The organism is Pseudaquabacterium rugosum (assembly GCF_038066575.1).
In the GTDB taxonomy this organism is placed as follows: Bacteria; Pseudomonadota; Gammaproteobacteria; order Burkholderiales; family Burkholderiaceae_C; genus Pseudaquabacterium; species Pseudaquabacterium rugosum.
This window is the reverse complement of the sequence record NZ_JBBUTF010000019.1, coordinates 35,538-53,229: the sequence shown is the minus strand read 5'-3', so window position 1 is coordinate 53,229 and position 17,692 is coordinate 35,538. Positions and strand designations below refer to the sequence as shown.

The following is a 17,692-nucleotide window of genomic DNA, read 5'->3' as shown; positions in this document are numbered from 1 at the left end:
TCAACTTCTGAAGGAGGTGTGCCTTGAGCGACATCCTTGAAGCGTCCGCGCGCGCGGTGACGGCCGATGCGCCGGCCGGCAGCGCCGCGGGCGCGCCGGTCGACCACACGATCCAGGACAACCAGTTCGTCACCTTCAACGTCGCCGGCGAGATGTTCGCCGTGCCGATGGCGCCGGTGCAGGAGATCATCCGCGTGCCCGAGGTGGCCCGGCTGCCGCTGGCGCCGCCCGCGCTGGAAGGCCTGGCCAACCTGCGCGGCCGTGTGCTGCCGATCATGAACCTGCGGCGCATGTTCGCCACCGACGAGCGGGTCAACGACGACTCCACGCGGGCCCTGGTGATCAACCTCGGCCAGCCGCTGGGCTTCGTGGTCGATCGCGTGGCCAGCGTGCTCAGCGTCGAGCCGGGCGAGATCGAGCCCGCCCGCGCGATCCAGAGCGTGGTGCAGACCGACTACCTGACCGGCGTGATCAACCGGCCCAATCCGGATGGCAGCCGCCAGCTGATGCTGGTGCTGGACTTCCAGCGCCTGGTCGATGACCAGTTCACCGGCGTCGGCGGCGCGGGCCAGATCGCCACGGGCGCGCTCAGCGAGTCCTTCCACGGCGCGACGGCGGCCGCGGCGGTCGCCGACGAACTGCGGCTCGTCAGCTTCACCGTCTGTGACCAGGAGTACGCGATCGACATCGCGCACGTGCAGGAGATCGTCCAGGTGCCGCAGGGCCCGGGCTCGATCACCGCGGTGCCGAACACGCCGTCCCATGTGCTGGGCCTGATCTCGCTGCGCCAGCGCCTGCTGCCGCTGGTCAGCCTGCGCAGCCTGTTCGGGCTCGACACGCTGGAGCTCGACGAGCACCACCGCATCGTGGTCGTCGCGCTGCCCGGCGGCGGCCAGGTCGGTCTGGTGACCGACGCGGTCAAGGAGGTGCTCTCGGTGCCTCGGGCCCAGGCCGATCCGATGCCCGGCACGCTGGCGCGCGACGGCCAGCTGCAGGAGTTCGAGTCCATCTGCCGCCTCGACGGCGGCAAGCGGCTGGTGTCGATCATCGCCGCCGACCGCCTGCTGGGCCTGCAGGCGATCCGCGAGGCGGTCCAGGCGGCGGGCGATGCCGACGGCCGTGCGCAAGACCAGGAGAACACGATGAGCCGTGTGATGCAGGGCGTGGCCACGGACGACGACGCCCAGGTGGTGATCTTCCGCCTCGGGGCCGAGGAGTTCGGGGTGCCCATCATGAGCGTGCAGGAGATCGTGCGCGTGCCCGAGGTGCTGACCCGGGTGCCCAAGACCCCGCACTTCGTCGAGGGCGTGATCAACCTGCGCGGCACGGTGCTGCCGGTCATCGACCAGCGCACCCGCCTGGGCATGCCGGCCATCGAGCGCAACGACCGCCAGCGCATCATGGTCTTCACGCTGTCGGGACTGCGCACCGGCTTCATCGTCGATTCGGTGGCCGAGGTGCTGCGCATCGCCCGCAGCCAGATCGAGCCCGCGCCGGAGCTCTCCGACGAGCAGGGCCGACTGATCACCCAGGTGGCCAAGCTCGACGGCGACAAGCGCCTGGTGATGCTGATCGACCCCAGCCACCTGCTCGGCGCGCGCGAGACCGCGGTGGTCGAGCACCTGGTCGACGGTGACGAGCTGCCACCGGCGCTGGCCCGTGCGGCCTGAGATGGCCTGAGATGACACGACGGGACACCGCCGCGGCGATCCCGTCCTGCCTTTGGAGGTGAATGCGAGATGACGAAGGTTCTGGTGGTCGACGATTCGGCACTGATGCGCCGGTTGCTCACCGGCCTGCTGCGTGACAACGGCTTCGAGGTCGCCACCGCCCGCAATGGTGCGGAAGGGGTGCAGCAGCTGACCGACTGGCAACCGGACGTCGTGACGCTGGACATCAACATGCCCGAGATGGACGGCCTGACCGCCCTCTCGCTGATGATGCAGGCCCGGCCGACGCCGGTGGTGATGGTCTCGTCGCTGACCGAGAAGGGGGCGCAGGCCACGTTCGAGGCGCTGGCGCTGGGCGCCGTGGACTTCATCGCCAAGCCGGGCGGCACCATCTCGCTGTCCGTCGATGACATCGCCGGGCAGCTGCTCGCCAAGGTGAAGGCGGCGGCCCGGGCGCGCATGCGCAGCGGCAAGGTCGTCACGCGGCCGGCACTGCCGGCGCCTGTGGCACCGGTGCCGGCACCTGCGCCGCGACCGGCCATCCGCACCGGCGCCGGCAGCAGTGCCGCGCACCTGGCCGGCCTGGTGCTGGTCGGGGTGTCCACCGGCGGGCCGCGCACGCTGGAGGACATCCTGCCGCAGCTGCCGGCCGATTTCCCCTGGCCGGTGGTGGTCGCCCAGCACATGCCACCGAACTTCACCGACGCCTTCGCACGCCGGATGGACAGCCTGTGTCGTCTGCGCGTGCAGGAATGTGCGGCCACCGTGCCGCTGGAGGCCGGCAAGGTCTACATCGGCAAGGGCGGCACCGATATCGTGATCTGTGAGCGGCTCGGCCGTCTGGCCGTGCAGCCCCGGCCGGAGACCCCCGGCCATCCCTGGCATCCATCGGTCGACGTGATGGTCGACAGCGCGATGAAGCTGCTGCCGGCCGACCGCATCGTCGGCGTGCAGCTCACCGGCATGGGCAATGACGGCGCGACCGCGATGACGGCGCTCAAGCGCGCGGGCGGGCGGACGATCGCCGAGTCCAAGGAGACCGCGGTGGTGTTCGGCATGCCGGCCGAGCTGATCGAGGCCGGTGGCGCGAGCGTGGTCCTGCCCTGCCAGGACATCGCCCGCCAGATCATCGCCTGGTCCCAGCGCAGGCCCCACTGCGCCGCGGCCTGAAGTCTCTCTCTCTCCTCTTCCGATTCCTGCAACGACGGCGAGCGTCGAGAAAGGTCGAACATGGGACTGCGCAAGACCGCGACCCCTGAGCCGCTGCGCGAGGTGGTCGAACGTCAACCCCCGCGCGATCTGCCGGGCCTGCTGACCCAGCTGCGCAGCAGTGACGCTCAGGAGCGGCGTTGGGCGGCGCGCGATCTGGGCGCCCACCCGCAGGCCGCCACCGTCCTCGGCGAAGCCCTGGTGGGCGAGCGCGATGCCCGCGTGCGCGACGCGCTGTTCCTGACGCTGACGGCGCTCGCCAGCGAGGACGCCGCAGGCGCCCTGCTGCCCCTGCTGCGCAGCGAGGAGGCGCCGCTGCGCAACGGCGCGATCGAGGCGCTGGCCGCCATGCCGCAGGCGGTGGCCCCGCGCATCCACAGCCTGCTGCACGATGCCGACCCCGATGTGCGCATCTTCACGGTCAACCTGATGGGCGAGCTGCGCCACGAGCGGGTGCGCCAGTGGCTGCTGCAGGTGCTGGCCGAGGATGGCTCGATCAACGTGGTGGCCGCCGCCATCGAGGTGCTGGCCGAAGTCGGTCAGCCCGAGGACCTGGCCGCCCTGCAGGCGGTGCGCGCCCGCCATGCCGACGATGTCTTCATCGGCTTCGCCATCGACATGGCGGCCAGCCGGATCCAGTCCATCTGAGCCGCGGCGCACGCACATGAACACCCGCACGGCGACTTCCGCGTCCCAACGCGCGCCCAGCATCACCCCCGCGGACTTCGAGAAGTTCCGCGACTTCTTCTACCGCAAGACCGGCATCTACTTCGACGACAGCAAGCGCTACTTCGTCGACAAGCGCCTGGTCGAACGCATCGAGGCGACCGGCGCGGAAGACTTCCGCAGCTGGTTCATCGCGCTGCGCTTCGAGGCCAAGGGCGAGGAGCTGCAGCAGCTCGTCAACGCGATGACGGTCAACGAGACCTACTTCTTCCGCGAGAGCTACCAGTTCGACTGCATGGTCAACGACATGCTCAACGAGGTGGTCAAGCGCAAGAAGCCGGGGGGGCGCATCAAGATCTGGAGCATCCCCTCGTCGACCGGCGAGGAGCCGTACTCGATCGCCATCTACCTGCTCGAACGCTGGGCGCTGATCAACGACTACGAGGTCGAGATCCTGTCGTCCGACATCGACACCAGCGTGCTGGCCTCGGCCCACCGGGGCGTGTACTCGGCGCGCTCGGTCGGACAGCTGCCCAAGGACTACCTGACGAAGTACTTCAGGCGCCTGAACGACAACGAGTTCGCCATCTCGCGCGACCTGGTGGCGGCCGTCGAGTTCTCCCGCGTGAACCTCAGTGATCCGGCCGACACGCGGCGCTTCCGCGACATCGACCTGATCTTCTGCCGCAACCTGCTGATCTATTTCGACGATCTGTCCCGGCGCGTGGCAGCCGAGAACATGTTCGACGCCATGAGCCCGGGCGGCTTCATCTGTCTCGGCCACAGCGAGTCGATGAGCCGCATCAGCTCCTTGTTCGACGTGCGCCGCTTCCGCGACGCGATGGTCTACCAGAAACCCCTGTCCGGAGACAGAGCATGAGCGCGCACATCCTGGTCGTCGACGACGCGGCCACGGTCCGCATGTACCACCGCAAGATGCTGGGCGATGCGGGCTGGCACATCGAGGAGGCGATCAACGGCGTGGAGGCCCTGGAGAAGGTGGCCAACCAGCCCAAGGACAAGCCTTTCGATCTCTACGTGGTCGACATCAACATGCCCAAGATGGACGGCTACACCTTCGTGCGGGAGCTGCGCCGACAGGCCGGTGTGCCGCAGGCGCCGGTGCTGATGGTCTCCACCGAGGCCCAGGTCCAGGACGCCACCGCCGCGCAGGACGCCGGGGCCAACTGTTATCTGGTCAAGCCGGCCAAGCCGGCCGAACTGGTGCTGACCGCCGCGCTGATGCTCGGCGACGGTGCCGCCGCGCAGCGCGCAGGGCAGCTGCACCTGCAAGCCGGAGGCCGCTGAGATGAGTCTGCATGCCAGCGAACTGCTCGAGCAGTTCATCCTCGAGGCCCGCGAGTGCCTGGAACAGATCGGTCAGCGCCTGCTCGACGTCGAGAAGGACCCGACGCGCACCGAACTGCTCAACGACCTCTTCCGCCAGGTCCACACCCTCAAGGGCAACTGCGGCCTGTTCGAGTTCAAGGCCCTCGAGACGGTGGTCCACGCCGGCGAGGACCTGCTCGACCGCGTGCGCAACGGCACGCTGGGCTACGGCCCGGCACTGGCCGATGCGCTGCTGGAGGCGATGGACTTCGCCGGCGAGATGATCGACGCCATCGCCAAGGACGGCGTGCTGTCGGCCGATGCCGATGGCCGTGCCGCGCCGTTGGCGATCGCGCTGCGCCGCCATCTGCAGGCCGGCGAGGCGGCGCCGGACCTGACCGCGGCGTCGGCCACCCCGGCGGCCGACGCCCCCTTGCCGGCCTGGGCCGAGGCCCTGGGCGCGGCCTGGCTGCGCGACGGCCTGACGGCCGTGCGCTACCAACCCGAGGCCGAATGCTTCTTCAAGGGCGAGGACCCCTGGTACATGGCCTGCCAGGTGCCGGGCCTGCAGCACCTGGTGGTGCTGGCCCGGCAGCCCTGGCCGGAGCCGTCCGATCTCGACTGCTACCGCTGCAACCTCGAACTGGTGATGGTCAGCGATGCCCCGCGGGCCTACCTCGAGGAGCACTTCCGCTACGTGCCCGAGCAGATCGAGCTGGCCAGCCTGCGCCCGCCCCGGCCGGCCGCGCCCGTGGCCCCGGCCGCGGCAGGCGCCGCACCGGCAAGCCCTGTGGCGGCCGCAGCGGCCGTGGCCGACGATGCCGTCGGCCAGCTGGTGCAGCAGCGCCTGCAGCGGGTCTGGGCCGAGCAGCGCGCGCTGCTGGCACGCCCGAGCCTGGCCGCCGGCACCGTGGCCGCGGCGCGGCGCACCTTCGAGAACCTGCTGGGGGTGCTGCGCGACAGTGGCGCCGCCGCGACGGCGCGGGCCTCGCTCGATGCCCTGCCGCCGGGTGCCGCTCCGCTGGCGGCCTGGGCGCAGCGCCACGATCCGGCCCAGGCCGTGGGCGAGGCCGGTGGCGAGCCGCTGTCGGCGGGCGCCACCGTGGCCGCGCCGGAGCCGCGCCGGGGGGCGGCTCCGGCGGCCGGTCCCGCCGCGCCGGTGCACGACGAAGCGGCCGGTGGCCAGAAGGTGCTGCGCGTCGCGCAGGACAAGATCGACCGCCTGATGGACCTGATCGGCGAGATGGTGGTGGCCAAGAACGCCCTGCCCTACCTGGCCAACCGGGCGGAAACCGTGTTCAACCAGCGCGAGCTGGCGCGCGAGATCAAGACCCAGTACTCGGTGATCAACCGCATCGCCGAGGACATGCAGCACGCCATCATGCAGGTGCGCATGTTGCCCGTCGGCACGGTCTTCCAGCGCTTCGGCCGCCTGGTGCGCGACATCTCGAAGAAGCTGGGCAAGGAGGTCCAGCTGGTCATCGAGGGCGAGGACACCGAGGCCGACAAGAACGTCATCGAGAGCCTGGCCGATCCGCTGATCCACATCCTGCGCAACAGCCTGGACCATGGCCTGGAGCTGCCCGACGTGCGGGTGGCCGCGGGCAAGCCGCGGGTGGGCACGCTGCGGGTGGCCGCCCGCCAGGAAGGCGACCGGGTGATCCTGGACATCAGCGACGACGGTGCCGGCATCGACACCACGCGGGTGCGGGCCAAGGCCGTCGAGCGGGGCCTGATCCCGGCCGACCGGGCCGACACATTGACCGAGCACGAGGCGGTGCAGCTGGTGTTCCTGCCCGGCTTCTCGACCGCCGAGACCATCAGCGACCTGTCGGGCCGCGGCGTCGGCATGGACGTGGTGCGCTCGGCGGTCGAGCGGGTCAACGGCGCGGTCGAGCTCAGCTCGACCCTGGGCCAGGGCACGCAGATCCGGCTGGCCCTGCCGCTGTCGATGGCCGTCACCAACGTGATGATGATCGAGACCGCGGGGCGCCGCTTCGGCGTGCCGATGGACCTGATCGTCGAGACGGTGCGGGTGCCGGCCGAGGACATCCACCACTTCAAGAGCGCCCAGACGGTCGTCCTGCGCGGACGCATCGTGCCGCTGCGCGCGCTCAACGAGCTGCTGACGCTGGACGTGCCGCCGCGGCTGAATGCGGACCGCGAACATGCGGTGCTGGTCGTGCGCCTGGGCAACGAGACGATCGGCCTGCTGGTCGACGACTTCCACGGCACCAGCGACATCATCCTGAAGCCGCTGGAGGGCGTGCTGCAGGGCATCACCGGCTTTGCCGGCACGGCGCTGATGGGCGACGGCTCGGTGCTGATGATCCTCAACCCCAAGGAGCTGCTCTGATGCCGATCCGCTACCTGAAGAAGCACGCGGCGCTGGAAGGCCGCATCGCGGCCGAGGATGCCGAAGGCCTGCAGCAGTGGCTGCGCGCCCAGGCCAAGCCGGCGGTCGCGCTCGACAAGTGCGAACAGGTCCATGCGGCCGTGCTGCAGGTGCTGCTGGCCCTGCGGCCGGCGCTGCAGGGCCGCCCGACCGATCCCTGGCTGGCGGCCGCACTCGGCCTGCGCTGAGCCGTGGATCCGCTGCTGTCGAACGCGGCACTGGTGGGCGCGCTGGCCGGTGGGCTGGCGGGCCTGGCCTGTGCCGCCGCAGGGGTCTTCACGCTGGCCGGGCGCAGGCCCGTGCAGCGCGTGGCCGCTGCCGGCGACAGCGCGTCGGTCGACCACAACCTGTCGCTGGTGGCCGAGCGGGACCGCCTGGCCGTGGTCGCCCGGCGCACCAGCAACGCGGTGGTGATCACCGATCCCCAGCGGCTCATCGTCTGGGTCAATGCCGGGTTCGAACGGCTGACCGGCTATGCGGCCGAGGAGGTCGTCGGCCAGTCACCCGGCCGGCTGCTGCAGTGTGAGGCGACCGATGCGGTCACGGTCCAGCGCATACGCCAGGCGCTGGCGTCGGGGCAGAGCTTCACCGGCGAGATCCTGAACCAGTCGCGCACCGGCCGCCGTTACTGGCTGGCCATCGAGATCCAACCCTTGCGCGACGGCCGTGGCACGCTGACGGGCTTCATGGCCGTGCAGTCCGACATCACCGAGCGGCGTGATTCAGAGGCCGCGTTGCGCGCGAGTCAGGCGTTCCTGGACCGGGCGGGTCGCATCGCCGGCGTCGGCGGCTGGGGCTACGACCTGGCCAGCGGGCAGGTGCAGTTCACCGACCAGACCTGCCGCATCCTGGACCTGGAGCCCGGCCACACGATCACGCTCGACACCTGTCTGGCCCTGCTCGACGGCCCGGCCCGGCGCGAGGTCGAGGAGGTGATCGCCTGCGGCCTCGAACAGGCCACGGCCTGGGACATGGAACTGTCGCTGCGCACCGTGCGGGGCCGCGTGATCTGGGTCCATGTGTCGGCCGAGATCGAGTATGCCGACAGTGGTCCGGTGCGCATCGTCGGAGCGCTGCAGGACATCACGTCCCGGCGCGGGCTGCGTGCCGAGGTCGAGCGCAACGCCCGTCTGCTGCGCGCGGCCATCGATGCCATCGACGAGGCCTTCGTGCTCTTCGATCCCGAGGACCGGCTGGTGCTGTGCAACGACAAGTACCGCCAGATGTACGCCCTGTCGTCCGACCTGATGGTGCCGGGCGCCTCCTTCGAATCGATCATCCGCATCGGTGCCGGGCGCGGGCAGTACCAGGCCGCCGTCGGCCGGGTCGATGAATGGGTCGACCAGCGGATGCGCCGCCATCGCGGTGCCAACGGCGTGCCGACCATCCAGCAGCTCAGCGATGGCCGGGTGGTGCGCATCATCGAGCAGCGCCTGCCCGACGGCCACACCGTGGGCTTCCGCATCGACATCACCGACCTGGTGCGCGCGACCGAGGCGGCCGAGAGCGCCGACCGCGCCAAGTCGGAGTTCATCGCCACCGTCAGCCACGAGCTGCGCACGCCGCTGCAGTCCATCCTCGGCTTCTCGTCGCTGGGGCGGCGGTTCGCCGAGACCCACGCGCAGTTCGGCCCGATGTTCAACGACATCCATGCGGCCGGCGAGCGCATGCTGACCCTGGTCAACGGCCTGCTCGACATCTCGCGCACCGACAACACGCTGCAGGACCTGTCCGTGCAGCGGCACGACCTGATGCGCCTGGCGGCCGAGGTGGTGGGCGAGCTGGGGGTGCTGGCCGGCGAACGCCAGCTGAGGCTCGAACTGCCCGATCCCCTGCCCCGCATGGATGTCGAGGTCGACGCCTTCCGGCTGCAGCAGGTGATCCGCAACGTGCTGGCCAATGCGCTGCGCTTCGCCCCGGCGGGCACCGCGATCACGCTGGACGGCCGCTGGCTCGACGGCGAGCGCTGGGAGCTCACGGTCACCGACTGCGGCCCGGGCATTCCCGCCGATGAGCTCGAACTGATCTTCGATCCCTTCGCACAGTCCAGCCGCACCCGTGACGGGTCCGGCGGCAGCGGCCTGGGCCTGACCATCTGCCGCAAGATCATGCATGCCCACGCGGGCTCGATCCACGCGAGCAACCGTGCGGCCCATCTGGGCGGCGGATCCTGTTTCCACCTGCAGCTGCCGGCCGCGGCCGCGGCGCCCCTGCGGCGCGGCACGGTCTCTGCGCCACCTGTCCTGGAGATCCAGTGAGCACTCCGTCCACCGTGCTGACCATCGAGGACCAGCCCGACATCCGTCGGTTGATCCGCATGACGCTCGAGTTCAAGGGCCTGCGGGTGGTCGAGGCCGGCGATGCCGCCCAGGGCCTGGCCACGGCACGGCGTGAACGGCCGCAGCTGATCCTGCTCGACGTGATGATGCCGGGCGAATCCGGCCTCAGCCTGTCGCGCACGCTGGCCGCCGATCCGCAGCTGGCCGGCATCCCGGTGGTCATGCTGTCGGCCCTCGGCCAGCAGCAGGACGTCGAGGCCGGTCTGGGCGCGGGTGCCCGGGCCTACCTGGTCAAGCCCTTCGATCCATGGCAGCTGCTGGAGCTGGTCGACCGTCTGCTGGCCGACCCGGCCGCCGCGGCCTGAGCGGACCCGTCCGCTGCCACGGTCGCCCCGATGTCCCATGCTTTCCAGGAACCTGTCGTGAGCACCCATCCCCCTCCCCGCTCCTGGTCCGTGCACGGCGCCGGGCTGCTGCAGCGGTGTCTGTCGGCGCCGGTGATCGGTCTGGCCGTCAGCCTGCCGGCGGTGGCGGCGGCCAGTGCCGCCGGTCTGGCCGCGGACCAGGTCGGACTGCTGGGCGCGGTCTGTGCCCTTGGCGCCGCCTCCTTGAGCCAGCGCTGGCGGCCCGGCGCCCGGCCGGCCGCCGACACCCTGCACGGCGCGGTCCGTGAGGCGGGTGAGCTGGTGCCCTCGCTGCGTGCGTTGCGCGGCCAGCTCGACCAGGCCGCGCTCCAGTCCGAACACAGCGCGGCGCAGCTGATCGAGCGCATGCAGTCGATCCACCAGCTGTCCAACGAGCAGTTCGCCCGCATCCGGTCGACCGAGGACAACGGCACCCAGCTGGCCCAGGTCGTCAAGGACAAGCTGATGGCCGATGCCCAGCTGGGCGCGATCCTGGCGATGTTCGTGCAGCAGCAGGAATCCGATCTGCTGGCCAATGTCGAACGCATCCGGCGTCTGCAGGGCGTCAAGGAGCTGACGCCGATGGTCGACGTCATCGCGCTGGTCGCCCGGCAGACCAACTACCTGTCGATCAACGCGGCCATCGAGGCCGCGCGGGCCGGCGAGGCCGGCCGCGGCTTCGCCGTCGTCGCCGCGGAGATCCGCCAGCTGTCCAACCGCACGGCGGCCGTGGCGGTCGACATCGCGGCCAAGATCGAGGCGGCCACCAGCGGCATCGACCAGGAGCTGGCCCAGGCCGTCGACGCGTCGGGCCGCCAGACCACGAGCCACAACATGCGCAATGTGCTGTCCGACATCGAGGCGATGCAGAAGCGCTTCGCCGAGTCGATGGGCCAGCTCGATCTGCCGCGGGTCATCGACGGCGTCAAGACCGGCCACGAGGCCATGCGCAGCCGGCTGACCGATGCCCTCGACCAGTTGCAGGTGCAGGACCTGATGCAGCAGCGGGTGCGTCGCGCCGGCGATGCCCTGGCCGGACTCGAGGAGCTGCTGGCGGCGCTGGCCGCGCCGGCCTCCGACGGCCAGCGGCTGCAGGACCTGCTGGGCCGCCTGCGCGAACTGCCTGCCGAGGCCGCCCCGGCCGCCAGCCAGGCCGGTGCCGGTCGTGGCGTGGCCGCCGGCGAGCCCGCCATCGAGCTGTTCTGAGCGTCGCGCCCGAACGCTGCGACATGTGACACGGCCCGCGCGGCGCCGCCGTCTCAAGGTGGGAGCCGGCCGAGCCGATATCCCCACAGGGCCCGCAAAGCAGTCGGCGGGCGAGACATCCACCCTGGTTCACCTCCCCAAGGATGTGCGCATGAAAAGCGTATTTCTCGTCGACGATTCGGCCACCATGCTGATGAGCCTGAAAGGCACGCTGGAGATCAGCGGCTACAAGGTCGACACCGCCAGCGATGGCGAGGCCGCGCTGATGAAGCTCAAGGCCGGGCTGAAGCCCGACCTGATCATCACCGACATCAACATGCCGCGGCTCGACGGCATCGGCCTGATCCGTGAGGCGCGCAAGCTGCTGCGCTTCACCCCCATCCTGGCGCTGACCACCGAGAGCCAGCAGCTCAAGCGCGACGAGGCCAAGAAGAACGGCGCGACCGGCTGGCTGGTCAAGCCGGTCGGTGGTGCCGATCTGGTCAAGGTCATCAAGCAGGTGATTCCGGGCTGACGAGACGAGGGGTGGCCATGGACGATGACGGGGCGCAAGAGGGGGGCGTCGCCTGGTGGCGGCGCCTGAAGGTCAGGGACATCGGTCTGCTGACCGCCGTCGGTGCCGCGGCGGGCGCACAGGCGATCTGGCCCCAGCACCTGACATGGCCGGTGCTGGCGGCCGCGGCCGGCGGCACCGCGCTGGGGCTGTGGCTGGCGCGGCGCGATGCCCCGCTGCGCTTCGGATCCTCGCGGCACACGACCCAGGTCGTGGTGCAGGACATCCAGACCTTGCGCCAGGCCTTCGGCGTGCTGCGCCAGCAGGTCGACGCGACGATCTCGACCAGCGAGACGGCCGTGATGTCGATGATGGACCGCATGAACCGCGTGCACGGCAACGCCCACCGGCTGCGCGAGCACATCATCGACGCGGTCGAGCGCTCGCAGAGCCTGTCCGCTGATTCGCTGGCGCAGGCCGGCCAGCACGGCCAGGCCGTGGCCAGTCTGGCCGAGCACCAGCGCCAGTTCGAACAGGCCCAGCAGCAGGGCCAGCAGCGCGTGCGTGCCGTGGCCGAGCAGGTCCGTCAGCTCACGCCGCTGGCCTCGCTGATCGCCGACATCTCGCGCCAGACCAACCTGCTGGCGATCAACGCCAGCGTCGAGGCCGCACGCGCGGGACGCGAGGGGGCCGGCTTCAAGGTCGTCGCGGCCGAAGTGCGCCGGCTGTCGACGCAGACCGCCGAGGCCGCGCGCCAGATCACCGACGGCATCCAGGCCGCCGCGGCGGCCATCGACGTGCAGATGGGCCAGAGCGCCGACGTCGGCCAGGGCGACAGCGCCGCGGCCCAGCTCAGCGCGATCGCCGCCCACATCCAGTCGATGAGCGACACGCTGGGCGATGTCGTGCCGTATCTGGGGGCCCTGTCCGGCCGCATGGACAGCGGCATGGCCGAGGTCACCGAGGACATCATCAACACCCTGGGCGACATGCAGTTCCAGGACATCAACCGCCAGCTGCTCGAACAGATCAACGGCGCGCTCAACAGCCTGTCCGAGCACTTCTCGCAGATCTACCAGCTGATCGACGGCAACGCGCCGCCGCCGCCGATGATGCTGGAGGAACTGCTGGCGCGCTGGACCGAGAACTACGTGATGCATTCGCAGCGGGTGGCCCATGCCCGTGCGACCGGCGCCGAGGAACCGCCACCGCCGCCGGAGCCGCCGGCCAACGGTGGTGCCCTGCCCCCCGATCAACTCACCCTGGCGACCGCGTATGGCCCCCGCATCGAGCTCTTCTGACGTGGCCGGCAGCCAGGAGCCGCTGGTGATGGTCGTCGACGATTCGGCCACGATGCGCCGCAGCGTGATGATGACGCTCGAGCGCGGCGGCTACCGCGTGGTGCTGGCCGAGAACGGTGCCGAGGCGCTGGCCCGGCTGAAGGGCGGGCTGCGCCCGGACCTGCTGCTGACCGACATCGTGATGCCCGAGATGGACGGCGTCGAGCTGATCCGCGCGGCGCGGCAGCTGCTGCGCTTCACCCCGATCGTCGCGCTGACCACCCAGGGCCAGCGGCACTACCGCGACCAGGGCAAGAGCGCCGGTGCCACCGCCTGGCTGATCAAGCCCACCGGCGGGCGCGAGCTGCTCGATCTGGTGGCCAGCTTCGTGCCCCGCGCGGCCCCGACCAAGACCGCCGGCTGAAGGGCCAGCTGAAGGGCCGGCTGCGGGACCGCGGCCCCGCGTCCGCGTGCCAGGCCGCGGACGCGGGGCGGTTCACTGGCTGATCTGCTGCCAGGCCTTGTCCAGCCGCTTGGCCGACACCGGCTGCGGCGTGCGCAGCTCCTGCGCGAAGAAGCTGACCCGCAGCTCCTCCAGCAACCAGCGGTATTCGTCCAGCCGCGCGTCGGCCACGCCCTTGCGCTCGGCCACGCGGCGCACCCAGCGCTGCTCCAGCGGCTTGAGCTCGGCCATGCGCTGCGCGTCGCGCGCGGCATCGGCACGCAGCTTGTCGAGCCGGGTGACGATGGCCTTCAGATAACGCGGCAGGTGCTGCAACGGGGCCCAGGGCGTGGCCAGCAGGAAGCGCTTGGGCATCAGGCGCTGCAGCTGCTGCGTGATGTCCTCGGCGATGTCCTTGGCCGCCCGCGCGTCCTTGAGCTTGCGGGTGGCCGCGCTCCACTCGGTCAGCAGCGTCAGGCACAGGCGGGCGACCTCCTGCGCGATCAGGTTCAGGCGGCCGCGGCCATCGGCCAGCCGGGCCTCGAAGGCCTTGGCGTCGGTGGGCAGCGGGTCGGCCAGGAAGGCGCGGTCGATGGCCAGCTCGATGATCTGCGCCTTGAGCTCCTCGGCCGTGCCCAGCGGCATGAAGGTCGCGGCCATGCGGGTGAAGTCCGGGATGTTCTTGTCCAGGTACTTCAGCGGCTCCTTGATCCCCAGCGCGACCAACCGGCGCAGGCCGGCACGGTGTTTCGCGGCGGCCGCCTCGGGCTCGTCGAAGACCTCGATCTCGACATGCGTGCCCTTGTCGATCAGCGCCGGGAAGCCGACCAGGGTCTGGCCGCGCTGGTGGATCTCCATCAGCTCGGGCAGCTCGCCGAAGGTCCAGGCGGTGTAGGGGCCGGAGACGGCCGTGGGTGCGGCGTGCGGGGCTGCGTTCGGGCCGGTGGCTGGCGGCGCCGGCGGCCGGCCGCGCACGGCCGGGCCCGGCCGGCTCTGGCTGCCGGCGGGACCGGCCGCACCCACGGTGCCCGCGGCTGCCGCGTCTGAACGGGGGCCGGCGGCCGGGCCGCCGCGGGCCGTGCCGCCCACCGGCGCGGCACCCGCCTGGGCGCTGCCTCCGGCCGTGGCGGCCGCACCGCCCTGCCCCAGCTTCAGCGCGGCCAGGGCCTGGAAGGCGCTGCGGGCCTGGCCGCCGAGCTCGCTCTTGAGCGTGGGCAGGTGGCGGCCCATGCCCAGCTGGCGGCCGTGCTCGTCGACCACGCGCACGTTCATGAACAGGTGCGGCGCCACCATGTCGAGCTTGAAGTCGTTGCGCTGCACGGCCAGCTGGGTGCGCTCGCGCACGGCCTTCAGCAGCGCGTCGAGCAGTCCGCCCTGCGCGAACGGCGCCAGCTCGCAGAACTCGGCGACGAAGTCGGCCAGCGGCTGCAGCCGGGCGCGCGGCTTCTGGTGCAGGCTCTTGACGAGCGCCGTCACCTTGGGCGTCAGCATGCCCGGCACCAGCCAGTCGCAGCGCTCCTCGCTGACCTGGTTGAGGGCGTAGATCGGCACCGTCACCGTCACGCCGTCCTTGGCGTCGCCGGGCTCGTGCAGGTAGTGGACGGCGCAGTCCACGCCGCCCAGGCGCAGCAGCTTGGGGAAGGCCTCGCTGGTGATGCCGGCGGCCTCGTGGCGCATCAGCTCCTCGCGGCTGAGCTGCAGCACCTTGGGGTTGGCGCGCACGGCCTCGCGGAACCACTTCTCCAGCGACGCGCCCGAGCACACCTCGGCCGGCAGCTGGGCATCGTAGTAGCCGTAGATCAGCTCGTCGTCGACCAGCACGTCCTGCCGGCGGGACTTGTGCTCCAGCTCCTGCACCTGGGCCGCGAGCTTGCGGTTGTGGGCCAGGAAGGGCAGCTTCGAGTCCCAGTCGCCCTCGACCAGCGCACGGCGGATGAAGATCTCGCGCGCGGCCTTCGGATCGATGCGGCCGAAGTTCACCTTGCGGTTGTTGTAGATGACGATGCCGTAGAGCGTGGCCCGCTCCAGCGCCACCACCTCGGCGGCCTTGCGCTCCCAGTGCGGGTCCAGCAGCTGGGTCTTCAGCAGGTGGCCGGCGATGGCCGGGATCCACTGCGGCTCGATGGTGGCCAGGCCGCGGCCGTACAGCCGCGTGGTCTCGACCAGCTCGGCGGCGATCAGCCAGCGGCCGGGCTTCTTGCTCAGGTTGGCGCCCGGATGGCGCCAGAACTTGATGCCGCGCGCGCCGAGATACCACTCCTCGTCGTCGCTCTTGCAGCCGACGTTGCCCAGCAGGCCGGCCAGCATCGACAGGTGCAGCTGCTCGTAGGTGGCCGGGCTGCCGTTCAGGCGCCAGCCGTGCTCGGCCACCACCGTGTGCAACTGGCTGTGGGTGTCGCGCCACTCGCGCACCCGGCGCACGTTGATGAAGTGCTCGCGCAGCCGCTGTTCCTGCTGGCGGTGGCTGAGCTTGTGGTGCGGGCGTTCGCCGGCGGCGGCGGGCCCGGAGCCGCGTTGTGCGGGGTGATGTCGAGTCTTGCCGGCGGCGGCCGGGCTTGCGTTGTCCGAGCCGTCCGAGCCGGCGCGCTGCAGCGCCGCGGCCAGCGGGCGCGCGGTGGCCAGCGGCTCGGCCAGATGCGCATCGTGGCCGGTGCGCCCCTCCTCGATCCAGCGCCAGAGCTTGAGCGTGCCGATGAACTCGCTCTTCTCGTCGTCGAACAGCTTGTGCTTCTCGTCGGCGGCCTGCTGCTTGTCCAGCGGGCGGTCCCGCACGTCCTGCACCGACAGCGCGCTGGCAATGATCAGCACCTCGTCGAGCGCGCCACGCTCGCGCCCTTCCAGGATCATGCGACCCACGCGCGGGTCCAGCGGCAGCTGGCTGAGCTCGACGCCGATGGGCGTCAGCTGGTTGTCGTCGTCGACGGCGCCGAGTTCGCCCAGCAGCGCGTAGCCGTCGGCGATCGCCTTGGCCCGCGGCGGTTCGATGAAGGGAAACTGCTCGACCTCGCCCAGGCGCAGGCTCTTCATCCGCAGGATGACGCCGGCCAGCGAGCTGCGCAGGATCTCCGGATCAGTGAAGCGCGGCCGGCCGAGGAAGGTCTTCTCGTCGTACAGGCGGATGCAGATGCCGTTGGCCACGCGGCCGCAGCGGCCGGCGCGCTGGTTGGCCGCCGCCTGGCTGATGGCCTCGATCTGCAGCTGCTCGACCTTGTTGCGGTAGCTGTAGCGCTTGACGCGGGCCAGGCCGGCGTCGATCACGTAGCGGATGCCCGGCACCGTCAGCGAGGTCTCGGCCACGTTGGTGGCCAGCACCACGCGGCGGCCGTTGCTGGCCGAGAACACCCGGTCCTGCTCGGCCGGGCTCAGCCGCGCGAACAGCGGCAGCACCTCGGGCGGCGGCCCGCCGCGCTGGCCGCCCACGCCGTGCTGGGCCAGGTGCTTGTGCAGGTGGTCGGCGGTCTCGCGGATCTCGCGCTCGCCGGGCAGGAAGACCAGGATGTCGCCCGAGCCCTCGCGCCAGAGCTCGTCGACCGCGTCGGCGATCGCGTGCTCCTGGCCGTACTCGCGGGATTCCTCGAACGGGCGCCAGCGCTGCTCGACCGGGTAGAGCCGGCCGCTGACCTGGATCACCGGCGCCGGCCCCTTGATCGACTCGAAATGACGGGCGAAGCGCTCGGCGTCGATGGTGGCCGAGGTGATGACGATCTTCAGGTCGGGCCGGCGCGGCAGCAGCTGGCGCAGGTAGCCGAGCAGGAAATCGATGTTCAGGCTGCGCTCGTGCGCCTCGTCGATGATCAGCGTGTCGTAACGGCGCAGATCAGGGTCGCCCTGGGTCTCGGCCAGCAGGATGCCGTCGGTCATCAGCTTGACGCTGGCGCCGGGCTGCAGCCGGTCGTTGAAGCGGACCTTGTAGCCGACGATCTCGCCCAGCGGGGTCTGCAGCTCCTCGGCGATGCGCTTGGCCACGCTGGTGGCCGCCAGCCGGCGCGGCTGGGTGTGGCCGATCAGGCCGTGGCCGCCGGCGCCCCAGCCGCGGCCGAGTTCCAGCGCGATCTTGGGCAGCTGCGTGGTCTTGCCCGAGCCGGTCTCGCCGCAGACGATGACCACCTGGTGCTCGCGCATCGCGCGCGCGATCTCGTCGCGGCGGCTGGAGACGGGCAGCGATTCCGGGTAGGTGATCGGCGGCACCGGCGTGGCGGGACGCGGGGGGCGGGCCGATGCGCGCTCCGTCGGCCGCGGTGGCCGGGGCGGGCGCGGCGGTGCGGGCGGGGACGCGGGGCTGGACGGGGGCATCGGCGGCGGGCTGGCGGCATTCACGG

14 protein-coding genes are annotated in these 17,692 nt (G+C 71.2%); 13 read left to right on the top strand and 1 reads right to left on the bottom strand.

The features are described 5' to 3' along the window. Window positions 1–23 precede the first annotated feature (23 nt). The 13 genes from AACH11_RS19125 to AACH11_RS19065 all read left to right on the top strand — a co-directional run bounded on the left by AACH11_RS19125 (window position 24) and on the right by AACH11_RS19065 (window position 13,355). Window positions 24–1,670 (top strand): chemotaxis protein CheW, encoded by a 1,647-nt coding sequence (locus AACH11_RS19125; protein WP_341375864.1) that lies wholly within the window; start codon window positions 24–26, stop codon window positions 1,668–1,670. A 69-nt stretch (window positions 1,671–1,739) separates the two neighbouring features. Next, window positions 1,740–2,840, top strand: a complete 1,101-nt coding sequence (gene cheB, locus AACH11_RS19120) for a chemotaxis-specific protein-glutamate methyltransferase CheB (RefSeq protein ID WP_341375863.1) — start codon at window positions 1,740–1,742, stop codon at window positions 2,838–2,840. Window positions 2,841–2,900: 60 nt separating this feature from the next. Then, a complete protein-coding gene (locus AACH11_RS19115; RefSeq protein ID WP_341375862.1) occupies window positions 2,901–3,527 on the top strand; it encodes a HEAT repeat domain-containing protein in 627 nt (208 codons plus the stop codon). A 16-nt stretch (window positions 3,528–3,543) separates the two neighbouring features. Next, window positions 3,544–4,425, top strand: a complete 882-nt coding sequence (locus AACH11_RS19110) for a CheR family methyltransferase (protein ID WP_341375861.1) — start codon at window positions 3,544–3,546, stop codon at window positions 4,423–4,425. After that, window positions 4,422–4,853 carry a response regulator gene (locus AACH11_RS19105; protein ID WP_341375860.1) on the top strand — a complete coding sequence of 144 codons (432 nt, stop codon included), beginning with the start codon at window positions 4,422–4,424 and terminating at the stop codon, window positions 4,851–4,853. Before AACH11_RS19110 ends, AACH11_RS19105 begins: the two co-directional genes overlap by 4 nt. A gap of 1 nt (window position 4,854) precedes the next feature. After that, window positions 4,855–7,230, top strand: coding sequence for a chemotaxis protein CheA (locus AACH11_RS19100; RefSeq protein ID WP_341375859.1), 2,376 nt, complete (start codon window positions 4,855–4,857; stop codon window positions 7,228–7,230). Further along, window positions 7,230–7,457, top strand: a complete 228-nt coding sequence (locus tag AACH11_RS19095; protein ID WP_341375858.1) for a hypothetical protein — start codon at window positions 7,230–7,232, stop codon at window positions 7,455–7,457. The genes AACH11_RS19100 and AACH11_RS19095 overlap by 1 nt, the downstream gene beginning before the upstream one ends. Before the next feature lie 3 nt (window positions 7,458–7,460). After that, complete coding sequence (locus AACH11_RS19090; RefSeq protein WP_341375857.1) at window positions 7,461–9,527, top strand: PAS domain S-box protein; 2,067 nt, start codon at window positions 7,461–7,463, stop codon at window positions 9,525–9,527. Next, window positions 9,524–9,913, top strand: a complete 390-nt coding sequence (locus AACH11_RS19085) for a response regulator transcription factor (protein WP_341375856.1) — start codon at window positions 9,524–9,526, stop codon at window positions 9,911–9,913. Before AACH11_RS19090 ends, AACH11_RS19085 begins: the two co-directional genes overlap by 4 nt. Before the next feature lie 57 nt (window positions 9,914–9,970). Beyond that, window positions 9,971–11,158, top strand: a complete 1,188-nt coding sequence (locus AACH11_RS19080) for a methyl-accepting chemotaxis protein (protein ID WP_341375855.1) — start codon at window positions 9,971–9,973, stop codon at window positions 11,156–11,158. Window positions 11,159–11,309: 151 nt separating this feature from the next. Next, a complete protein-coding gene (locus AACH11_RS19075) occupies window positions 11,310–11,672 on the top strand; it encodes a response regulator (RefSeq protein WP_341375854.1) in 363 nt (120 codons plus the stop codon). A 17-nt stretch (window positions 11,673–11,689) separates the two neighbouring features. Further along, window positions 11,690–12,952 (top strand): methyl-accepting chemotaxis protein, encoded by a 1,263-nt coding sequence (locus tag AACH11_RS19070; RefSeq protein WP_341375853.1) that lies wholly within the window; start codon window positions 11,690–11,692, stop codon window positions 12,950–12,952. Continuing rightward, on the top strand, window positions 12,927–13,355 hold the full coding sequence (locus AACH11_RS19065) for a response regulator (RefSeq protein WP_341375852.1): 429 nt from the start codon (window positions 12,927–12,929) through the stop codon (window positions 13,353–13,355). The genes AACH11_RS19070 and AACH11_RS19065 overlap by 26 nt, the downstream gene beginning before the upstream one ends. 72 nt (window positions 13,356–13,427) lie before the next feature. Here AACH11_RS19065 and hrpA read toward each other — a convergent pair whose 3' ends face one another. Further along, window positions 13,428–17,666 (bottom strand): ATP-dependent RNA helicase HrpA, encoded by a 4,239-nt coding sequence (hrpA, locus tag AACH11_RS19060; protein ID WP_341375851.1) that lies wholly within the window; start codon window positions 17,664–17,666, stop codon window positions 13,428–13,430. Window positions 17,667–17,692 lie beyond the last annotated feature (26 nt).